Source organism: Moraxella ovis (assembly GCF_900453105.1).
Lineage (GTDB): Bacteria > Pseudomonadota > Gammaproteobacteria > Pseudomonadales > Moraxellaceae > Moraxella > Moraxella ovis.
In genome coordinates, this window is the sequence record NZ_UGPW01000002.1 from 41,940 (window position 1) to 50,373 (window position 8,434).

The window sequence follows — 8,434 nt, forward strand, 5'->3', positions numbered from 1 at the left end:
TTTTAGCATTCCTCATAGTTTATTTTTTGATTTATTTTTTGCCCATAAATTTTCATTAAATAATGTATTGCCGTCCAGCGTTCACCCTTAATTCTTAGATAGGGTTTACCACAATTCCAAGCTAATTTTAAACCCAATTTTTCAGCAATATCACCCGTTATATCTCGAATTTCATCATTAGTAACATGAAAAAAGCTAAAACAATGGTTTAGGGCGTTTGTTGAATTTCTAATGATGGCTAAAATTTTCATTTTTAAATCTCCGTCTTATTATCTTTAGTATCATTGCTAGGCACTAGCCTAGCAATGATTTTTTATTTTTAATAATATCTTGAGTAATAGTCCTCTTTGTAATTTCCTTTTTCATCTTTTAATTTTAAACTTGCACTACAACATGAATTAATATTAATTCTAGCAGAAATCACGCCATTTTGATTTTTGCTAATACTTACCTGTTTTTGAATAATTTCATCATCAATAAAATCATTTACGGAAGGCAGACAAGTGCCAGACATATTCGGATTTTCTTTTTGAAAAGATTTGGCAATTTCTTTAAGTAGCAGCGTTTTTTTGCCCTTAAATCCTACTACTTGATAATAATCAACATTGGTTTGTTCATATCCCCAAACGCATATAAAAACATCGCCAACATTTAAAACATCTTGAGCATTTTTCATTTGCTGTTTTTCAAGCTTTTTTTGCGCTTGTCTTTCTTGTTTTCTTTGTACAATTTTCAAAACATTATTAGCCCAATTTTGAACAAATGCCGTCAAATCTTGTAAAGTTTTAAAGAAATATCGGAACGCTGGATTTTTCGCTTTATTGGCAAAACCAACACCAATAACGCCATCATTAAATGATTTTACAAAAATCATCCCGTTAAATTCGGTGAAATAATACGCCAATTGGCTATTATCGCCACATTGTGCCTTGCGGCTCTCAAAAATGCTTTGATACAATGATTTATTTTTGACAGTTGCCAAAAAATTATTAAACGCATTCATTGGATTTTGTGCAGCTTGGGCGATTGGATAAGTATTCATAATATTTACCTTGATTAGTTGAGTTTTTAATTTACCCGATTGGGCGTACCATCAAAAGGCTTGCATCCCCTTTTGATGTTTTATATTATATAATATAAAACAAGATAAAGCAAGCATTATTTGCAAAATTTTTCAGAAAAAAAATTAAAAAATTCGCCAAAATTCCTTGATTTTTTATAATATACATTATATAATATAAAACATATAGACGGCAAGGCAAAAAGGTGATATTATGTACATTGACGATAGTAAATTAAATTCTTACAGTCATGAAGAATTGGAGAAAAGAAAAATGGTAATTGATATTACAAAAGTTATTCATGATATGCAAATGGATAAACAACGATATGAAAATGAGCGGATGGAAAGACAAGCTCAATTAGATGCTGAGGCTGAGGAACGCAGGGTGAGAATTGCTAAAATGCAAGCTGAAATTGATGAAGTTATCAAGAAAACGAAACATCACCCGTCATCAGCTATCATTGTAGCGTCGATTGCTTGTTTTGGTAGTATTGTGGTCGCATTAATTGCGGCGGTTGCATTCTGGCTAAGAAATCCAGTTTAACTCTAAATAAAACGCCGTCTATATCAATTTTAACTTGCAAAAGTTAAAATTGTTTGTATCATCTTTTTGGAGGAGCCAGCAGAGCCCCATAAACTAGTGGCATCAATCCCCACAAGACCTGCAACAAAAAACCAAAACGCCGCTTTTGCGTTTTGGTTTTTTGTTTGTACCATCTTCCCGTTTTCACCTGCGTCGCCCCGCCACGAATTAATTTTTTGCTGTCAAGGGCAAAATCAACCCCTTGCCCTTTAGGGTGAAAAAAATTTTCAGGTGCTTTTTCTGAAAATTTTTTTCAGGGTTTATTTTGCCCTGCAAAAAATTAGAGTTGCGGATAAGGCGATGCAACGGTGGAAACGGTCAAGATGGTAGGTCTTGTGGGGATTGATGCCTTCCTCTTCCGCTTTTGCGTTAGGGATTGCAGTGGAAATGACAAGCAAAGCCATTTTTAGAAAATCTTAGACTGTGGCGGTTGAGCGGTTAGCGAAAACGCCTCAGGCTTAGATTTTCTTAATGGGTTTGTGCAGTCATTGGAACGGAAAGCCCGACCCGAAGGGGAACGCCCAAAAAATAATTCAATACCATCACCAGCACACAACCAAAGCCATTAAAAATCAGCGCTCAATCAGCTTAGAACGCTTGCTTTTCGCTCGTAAAGGAATTTTGAAGGCTAGACTATACTCACGCTTACACGACGAAATACAGGCTTCTGTGTAGCCTAAACAACGCTCTTGATAACGGCTGATGATATCATCCACTTTATCAAAATCTTTGCTTTTGTTGCTGGCATCACGGCCTTTGGTGGCAAAGCATTCATTGAACAAGGTGCTAGGGAAATTGATTTTCCAGATGCCTTTGGCAATTCGGGCCGCCAAAATCGCCGTCATGTCCAAGTGCTCCAATTGAGCAATTAGTTTGAGAGATTCAAACGCTGATTGCTGGCGCACTTTACGCACCAAGCCTGACAGATACGCCGCTTGCGAATATTGGTTCATTTCTTGATATTCTTGATCACTGATCAGCTGGCAATGTATCTGGGGAAGTTTGTTCGTAAACTCCATTTTAAAAATACCAAAAACGATTAACACATAAATATTAAATAAATAAATTTATTATAATATAACCAAATTTTAAAATCATACAAATTTTTTATTCTAACCGAAAAAACGCCGTATCGCTAGATACGGCGTTCTATCCTTTCATCCGAATCATCCCTTAGGCTGCTCGATGCCATAGTGCTTGTATAGCAGCGACAAAGCCAGCGCCGTGAACGGAGTATCATCCGCATCAATGGCGGCCAAAATATCTGCATCCGCTTCTACGGAGAAAATGACGATTTTTTTAATTAACCCTTCTTCATATTTTTTAATGGCTCGTCGGGTGTATTCTGGGGTAATGTTGCTCATGGTCTTTTCCTAATTTGACAAATAACAAGAGTAATGATAACATAATCACCAATCAAGATACTTGATTAGTTGAGAAATCCCCAAGTTGCATCCTTGGGGATTTTGTTTTTTAGCAATTATCAAACAAATAAATTTTTCCCTCAAGATGTTTTTTAAAGTGCGCTTGAATTGGATGATCCACGCCAATATCAATGCGTACAATCTGGCAATAGCCCTTACCTTCAAATCCTGCAAAATATCGCTCGATCCAGCGCTTGATTTGTGAGGCGCTCATTTTAGCAAGCTCTGTAGAGACAGATTTTCGAAGGCAGATATTAGAAAAACCCACAGATACCCTAGACAACTCATTGCAATATTTGAATGAAATTTTGATATAGTCTGCATCTAGGGTTGATGGTTTATATACTTGAACCAAGGTGCTGATTGCTGTAATTAATCGCTTCATGTGTATGCTCCATGCCATCTTTGGCCAGTACCTGCACCAAAGATGGGTTATTGTCCTTAATGAAATTCAATCGGTGAACTTGTAAAATTCACGGCTAAATTTACGGTAGCTGATGATTAAATCAGCATCTTGGCTGTCATACACCTGATTATACAGTTTTTCTAGCGCCCACAGTCTGGCATTGTGATATTTTTGACTGAGCAATACAGCATCTGATTGGTTGATGTGGTAAAAGGCACGACCCAAGGCAATGAATGAGCAGATAAAACCAAAGGTTTTGTTGTCCATCACGCCTTCGGCGTAGTTAAGGCGATTGGCACAGGTAAATAATTTGTCGTCCGCTGGATAGCAGAAAAACACCTTGCCATCATCCATTTCGGCAAATTCCCAATAGCCGCCCTTGTATTCTTCGTTAAGCATACCAGCGATTTCATACAAGCAGTGTTTAAACGCTACAGCGGCACGAGAACCCAAATGATCTGCTAAAAATTCTGAGCGGCCTTGTTCATTGGCAATGGCAATATCAGCCACAGGGAACAAAACAGGGTTTTGTGCGGTGGATACGCCAATAGAAAATTCTTTGGCTTCTTGTACGGTTAATTTGTTCATAACATTTACCTTGATTAGTTGAGTTTATATTTTGCCCAATTGGGCGTACCATCAAAAGGCTTGCATCCCCTTTTGATGTTTTATATTATATAATATAAACAAAAGCAAAGCAAGTTATATTTGCAATTTTTTTAATAGTTTAACTATTTTTGCCCACTGCTTGAGCGGTTTATCCACAGGCCGCCGCCCCCGCCGTGCGCCCCCATAACGCTGACGGCGAAGGGGCGGCGATAGACTGTGGATAATACCGCAATACAACGATATTTATTTTAGTAAATTTGCGTCGACGCAAATTTTATGGATGGGCTTTATCGTCCGCCAGTTGATAATGCTCTCTGAGCAGCTGGCGCATTAATGCACTAAAAACAACCGATTGATCATTTTGTATCGCTTGAATTAATGCTTGGTCTTTCACTTTATTAAAAACCACATTTTTTTGTTTGCGTGCTGGTTTCTTTGCTTGACTCATGATAACATCCTCATTGAAAATTTAATACATTATATAATATGTAATATATAAATTAAACCATATCCCAATATTTTTCTTTCATAGCATCAGTAATTTTAAAAATCATTGGTGCAATTTGTAGTAATCATTTTTAGCATTTTTTGACTTGTATAATAATTGTTGGTTGCGAGGGATGTCTGCCAAGATGCCATTTACGATAGCTTGGCGTTCGTCTTCGCTCAATGATTCAAAAATCAAAATGGCTTTGTCTTGCTCTGCTTTGACTTTAGCAGCTTCTTCTGCCTCTTTTAATTTTTTATTCAATGCTGCTTTTTTGGCTTCGGCTGCTTCCTCCGCTTTTTTGGCGTCGGCTTCTGCTTTGGCTTTGCGCTTTTCGATGCGGTCACTATCCCAACCTTCATCCAAGGCTTTGTAATAGACGCCAGCAATGTTTTCAACGCTTTTGCCTTGCGCTTCGGATCGATCTAGATATTCATTGGCTCGCTCAACAATTGATCTAATTTGATCTTCGTTGTATTTGGTCAAATAGGATTTGATTTTTCTGACTGATAGCTCGATGCGCAAGCCGTCAAAGGCTGGGTGTTTTTCAGCAGCTGCGCTATGGCTATCGTCGCTGGTGGTTGCTGGTGCATCAGCATTGGTATTGCTACTAGTGGATTGATATTTTGCTCACCAACAATCTGTTCAATTCTGATTGTAGGGCGACGGCCTTTTTTATATTTGGCGGTGAAAAACAGCCCCGTGACTTTTCTGCCCTGATTGATATAATGCACCTCCACTTCAATATCAGACAATTCATTACTGTTGATATTGGCAATTGGCTTGGTGATTGTCCATCGGTTTAGTTCTTTAAAAAGCGGATATTCATTTTTTCCAATCCAATATATTCACGGTAGCTATCTATTGTCATCTGTGGGGTTTTGCCATAGCCAAGCATCTGACCCAAGCCCATGTAATCTAAGCACAATTTGTATATGATGGCTTCGTATTTGCCAGCGAATGAATTAAAGATATTCCAAGTTGATCAACAAAAACATTTCTTTGGCATCTTTATCACCTTTGAGTACATTAAGCACAAAAGATGGCAGCATAAATCCAACTCGCGAACCCTTGATTTTCCATTCTGATAAAAAACCCGAGCCTTTGGAAGAGGGTTTGCCATCCTTTTCAAGGTAATTCAATATGATTGGTTCTTTTCGCAGTGATTCCAAATCCTGCTTTAAAAATTTTTTACTGATTTCAATAACCCATCATTTTTTCAAGTTCAGATAGATGGATAAAATAAAATCCTTCGTCGTCAAACTCCAACACATCTTTTTCTAATGCGTCCTTGTAAGCCTTAAGAAATAAGAACCAGTATTTGTACTGATTGATGGTGATTGAGTGCTTGACATGCACCAATGCCTGAGCGGTTTTAATCTCATTTCTGGCAACTTTCGTGGTTTTTTGAGGCATGGCAATAAATCCATTTAGTTAATGACTGTGTTCATTTTATCAAAATAGTGTAGTTTGTCAAATTTTTTTCTACACCATTTATGTAGGAAATTTGATTTTGTTCTACACCTTACAAAATTTAGGGTAAATTTCTACATAATACCGCATTCAAAAATGATGCAGATTGGGGCGCCAAACAAGGGAAAATTAGGGGGGTAAATTTCTACACCATAGGGGGGTAATTTCTACACCATAGGGGGGTAAATTTCTACACCATAGGGGGGGTAATTTCTACACCATAGGGGGGTAAATTTCTACACCATAGGGGGGTAAATTTCTACACCATAGGGGGGTAAATTTCTACACCCAAAAATGCTGTAAGTATTGAAAATAAAGGCTTTGCTCAGTGTCTAAATATAGCTTAAATTAGCTTAAATAAAATAGCTAGCTAATAGCTAAAAGCACATAGCTAGCTATTTTTTTATTTTTTGATTAATCTATTGACTAAATCAAGAAATTTTTGAGTTGATGCTGATAATGGCTCTTGGACCATAGAGGGATAAAAAGATGTGATTTGTTTTTTTTTTGAAATGTGGGAAATATTCAAGTAGCGAATTTGCCACTTTTTAAGCCAGTATAACGCATTTTAAAATCGGTCATGTAGGGTACATCATTTTTTCGTTTAAAATTGATTGTGTGCGATTTGGTGAAGAAATACGGCTATTTATTTTGTATATTTTAAAAGAGTGGGTTCATAACCCACTCTTTTTTGGCTAATCTTGGTTATTTTCAAGTTCTTTTTCGCTGTAACCAGCTGCAATTCTTTCTTTGAACCATTTTGGCGTTTTACCACGACCAGCCCAATATGCGCCAGTCACAGGGTCTTGATATTTTGGTTTTGTTTTACGCAGGTAGCCTTGTGCAGAAAATCCAACTAAATGCATTGCCTTGATTGGATCAATGCCGTTTGCTTTGCAGTAAGACAAAAATTCATCACGCATCCTAATTAAATCTGTTCGGATCTTCAGCTGGCGCACACGATTTAATTCTTGTTCGACAGTATCAAGATCTGACAGCGATAGATCATCCAATTTGAGCGCTTCCGCTTTCTTTTTGCCATGTTTTCGCCATTTGTAATCTGATAAAAATATAATAATATCATAACATAGATTATTAAAAAATATGTTTTGAAAATATATTATTTTGAACAAAAAATTTGCAAAAAAATATTATATAATTATTATTATAATTATTAACTAATCACGGAGGTTGAAATGAGCGAATTACAGTTTTTGCAAGATTATACGATTGAGTTGTTGCAGTATGAACAATCTGAGCAGCTGATTAACGGCACTAAAGCGTTTTACTACATTGATAATTTGGTGACGCCAGCAGTGCAAAATATCGCCAATAAAATTGCGCCATACACCAGTAATCATCGCTTTAAGCGTAGCCCCATGCAAATAGAACTTGTATTTGATACACCACTGGTATCTGAAAATGTGTTTAGTATTTTTGTCAATAATGAGATGACCGAAATTGTATTTATATGCATTCGCCAGCTGTGTATTCTGAAACCAAAACTTTAACAATCAATGATCCTACAGTTTTTAATGAACAAGATATTTGGCTTGAGTTTGTTAAAATGATGTCCGATCGCAGAGTATCGTTAGAACAAGAATTTGGCCTAGTACCAACACCCAAAGACGAGTAAAAAAACCACCTGCGGCGGTTTTTTTTACTTTTGCGTCGGCGCAAATGCTTGAGCGGTTTATCCACAGGCCGCCGCCCCGCCGTGCGCCCCCATAACGCTGACGGCGAAGGGGCGGCGATAGACTGTGGATAATACCGCAATACAACCATATTTATTTGAATGAATTTGCGCAATAAATATTTTTTTGGAAAATATTTTTATATATTAAAAAAATATTTATTGAAAATATTTTTTTAATATATTATGATAACTCCATCACTAAGAAAGATGGGGATGTTTTGTGACCAGAAGAAACTATTTAATGGGGTCTATGACAGAAAGCGAGCTATCAAGATTGTTGAAAAGAACTCGCATTCAAGAAAGAGGCCGCAACATTGCTTATGATGTTTTGGTGGCTGGCATGGATGTATCCAGTGCAGCAAAAAATCATCAAGTCAGTGAACAATGGGTATTAAATCTTTGCAATCGCATCAAAGACTTAAAAAATAATTCAAACTCAATTAAAATATCTGTTACTACCTGCTTCGATCGCTCCACAAGCTAAACAAATGCTACTTGGATTGAAAGAAGTGTATGAATTGGGGCAAACGGCAGCAAGTGAGGATAGCGAATGAAAACATTAGTAGTAGCCAATCAAAAAGGCGGTGTTGGCAAAACCACAATAGCGGTACATATTGCGTTATTAGCTGTACAAATGGGCAAAAAAACACTATATATTGATTTGGATGTACAAGCCAATTCATCTGAATTTTT

At 36.9% G+C, this 8,434-nt stretch carries 15 protein-coding genes; 4 read left to right on the plus strand and 11 right to left on the minus strand.

Features of this window, described 5'->3' with window-relative positions:
- Positions 1-2: 2 nt before the first annotated feature.
- Together DYD54_RS11160 and DYD54_RS11165 are read right to left on the minus strand one after the other, a co-directional pair.
- Positions 3-251 (minus strand): hypothetical protein, encoded by a 249-nt coding sequence (locus tag DYD54_RS11160; RefSeq protein ID WP_063515068.1) that lies wholly within the window; start codon positions 249-251, stop codon positions 3-5.
- 68 nt (positions 252-319) lie between these two features.
- Complete coding sequence (locus DYD54_RS11165) at positions 320-1,042, minus strand: hypothetical protein (protein WP_063515067.1); 723 nt, start codon at positions 1,040-1,042, stop codon at positions 320-322.
- 232 nt (positions 1,043-1,274) lie between these two features.
- Here DYD54_RS11165 and DYD54_RS11170 point away from each other — a divergent pair, with 232 nt between their 5' ends.
- The gene (locus tag DYD54_RS11170) at positions 1,275-1,607 is read left to right on the plus strand and encodes a hypothetical protein (RefSeq protein WP_063515066.1); all 333 of its coding nucleotides are present in this window, start codon (positions 1,275-1,277) and stop codon (positions 1,605-1,607) included.
- Between the two features lie 611 nt (positions 1,608-2,218).
- On the opposite strand, the gene DYD54_RS11175 is transcribed toward DYD54_RS11170, so the two are convergent.
- The 9 genes from DYD54_RS11175 to DYD54_RS11645 form a co-directional block, all read right to left on the minus strand.
- Entirely contained in the window at positions 2,219-2,665 is a 447-nt protein-coding gene (locus DYD54_RS11175) for a hypothetical protein (protein WP_063515065.1), read from the minus strand.
- 147 nt (positions 2,666-2,812) lie between these two features.
- Positions 2,813-3,010: a hypothetical protein gene (locus tag DYD54_RS11180; protein WP_063515064.1), complete on the minus strand. Its 198-nt coding sequence runs from the start codon at positions 3,008-3,010 to the stop codon at positions 2,813-2,815.
- Between the two features lie 109 nt (positions 3,011-3,119).
- On the minus strand, positions 3,120-3,455 hold the full coding sequence (locus tag DYD54_RS11185) for a hypothetical protein (RefSeq protein WP_063515063.1): 336 nt from the start codon (positions 3,453-3,455) through the stop codon (positions 3,120-3,122).
- Between the two features lie 66 nt (positions 3,456-3,521).
- Entirely contained in the window at positions 3,522-4,064 is a 543-nt protein-coding gene (locus DYD54_RS11190; protein WP_063515062.1) for an antirestriction protein, read from the minus strand.
- Between the two features lie 295 nt (positions 4,065-4,359).
- Entirely contained in the window at positions 4,360-4,533 is a 174-nt protein-coding gene (locus DYD54_RS11500) for a hypothetical protein (protein WP_157079200.1), read from the minus strand.
- A gap of 102 nt (positions 4,534-4,635) precedes the next feature.
- Positions 4,636-5,058 (minus strand): hypothetical protein, encoded by a 423-nt coding sequence (locus DYD54_RS11530; RefSeq protein WP_178029066.1) that lies wholly within the window; start codon positions 5,056-5,058, stop codon positions 4,636-4,638.
- Positions 5,055-5,420 (minus strand): replication initiation protein, encoded by a 366-nt coding sequence (locus DYD54_RS11200; RefSeq protein WP_115265788.1) that lies wholly within the window; start codon positions 5,418-5,420, stop codon positions 5,055-5,057. The genes DYD54_RS11530 and DYD54_RS11200 overlap by 4 nt, the downstream gene beginning before the upstream one ends.
- Positions 5,421-5,772: 352 nt before the next feature.
- Positions 5,773-5,988 carry a hypothetical protein gene (locus DYD54_RS11205; RefSeq protein ID WP_115265789.1) on the minus strand — a complete coding sequence of 72 codons (216 nt, stop codon included), beginning with the start codon at positions 5,986-5,988 and terminating at the stop codon, positions 5,773-5,775.
- 752 nt (positions 5,989-6,740) lie between these two features.
- On the minus strand, positions 6,741-7,178 hold the full coding sequence (locus tag DYD54_RS11645; protein WP_218563682.1) for an H-NS family nucleoid-associated regulatory protein: 438 nt from the start codon (positions 7,176-7,178) through the stop codon (positions 6,741-6,743).
- A 63-nt stretch (positions 7,179-7,241) separates the two neighbouring features.
- On the opposite strand from DYD54_RS11645, the gene DYD54_RS11215 reads away from it, so the two are divergent.
- The 3 genes from DYD54_RS11215 to DYD54_RS11225 all read left to right on the plus strand — a co-directional run.
- Positions 7,242-7,556 (plus strand): hypothetical protein, encoded by a 315-nt coding sequence (locus tag DYD54_RS11215; RefSeq protein ID WP_115265790.1) that lies wholly within the window; start codon positions 7,242-7,244, stop codon positions 7,554-7,556.
- Between the two features lie 435 nt (positions 7,557-7,991).
- On the plus strand, positions 7,992-8,225 hold the full coding sequence (locus tag DYD54_RS11220) for a hypothetical protein (protein ID WP_115265791.1): 234 nt from the start codon (positions 7,992-7,994) through the stop codon (positions 8,223-8,225).
- 66 nt (positions 8,226-8,291) lie between these two features.
- Positions 8,292-8,434: ParA family protein (locus tag DYD54_RS11225; RefSeq protein WP_147285103.1), on the plus strand; the 143-nt coding region annotated here is incomplete at its 3' end.

Excerpts from the sequence above, each read along its gene's own strand:
- DYD54_RS11205 (WP_115265789.1), bottom strand. The coding sequence starts at position 5,988 with ATGCCTCAAAAAACCACGAAAGTTGCCAGAAATGAGATTAAAACCGCT.
- DYD54_RS11170 (WP_063515066.1), top strand. The coding sequence starts at position 1,275 with ATGTACATTGACGATAGTAAATTAAATTCTTACAGTCATGAAGAATTG.
- DYD54_RS11160 (WP_063515068.1), bottom strand. The coding sequence starts at position 251 with ATGAAAATTTTAGCCATCATTAGAAATTCAACAAACGCCCTAAACCAT.
- DYD54_RS11180 (WP_063515064.1), bottom strand. The coding sequence starts at position 3,010 with ATGAGCAACATTACCCCAGAATACACCCGACGAGCCATTAAAAAATAT.
- DYD54_RS11500 (WP_157079200.1), bottom strand. The coding sequence starts at position 4,533 with ATGAGTCAAGCAAAGAAACCAGCACGCAAACAAAAAAATGTGGTTTTT.
- DYD54_RS11165 (WP_063515067.1), bottom strand. The coding sequence starts at position 1,042 with ATGAATACTTATCCAATCGCCCAAGCTGCACAAAATCCAATGAATGCG.
- DYD54_RS11175 (WP_063515065.1), bottom strand. The coding sequence starts at position 2,665 with ATGGAGTTTACGAACAAACTTCCCCAGATACATTGCCAGCTGATCAGT.
- DYD54_RS11220 (WP_115265791.1), top strand. The coding sequence starts at position 7,992 with ATGACAGAAAGCGAGCTATCAAGATTGTTGAAAAGAACTCGCATTCAA.
- DYD54_RS11185 (WP_063515063.1), bottom strand. The coding sequence starts at position 3,455 with ATGAAGCGATTAATTACAGCAATCAGCACCTTGGTTCAAGTATATAAA.
- DYD54_RS11190 (WP_063515062.1), bottom strand. The coding sequence starts at position 4,064 with ATGAACAAATTAACCGTACAAGAAGCCAAAGAATTTTCTATTGGCGTA.
- DYD54_RS11215 (WP_115265790.1), top strand. The coding sequence starts at position 7,242 with ATGAGCGAATTACAGTTTTTGCAAGATTATACGATTGAGTTGTTGCAG.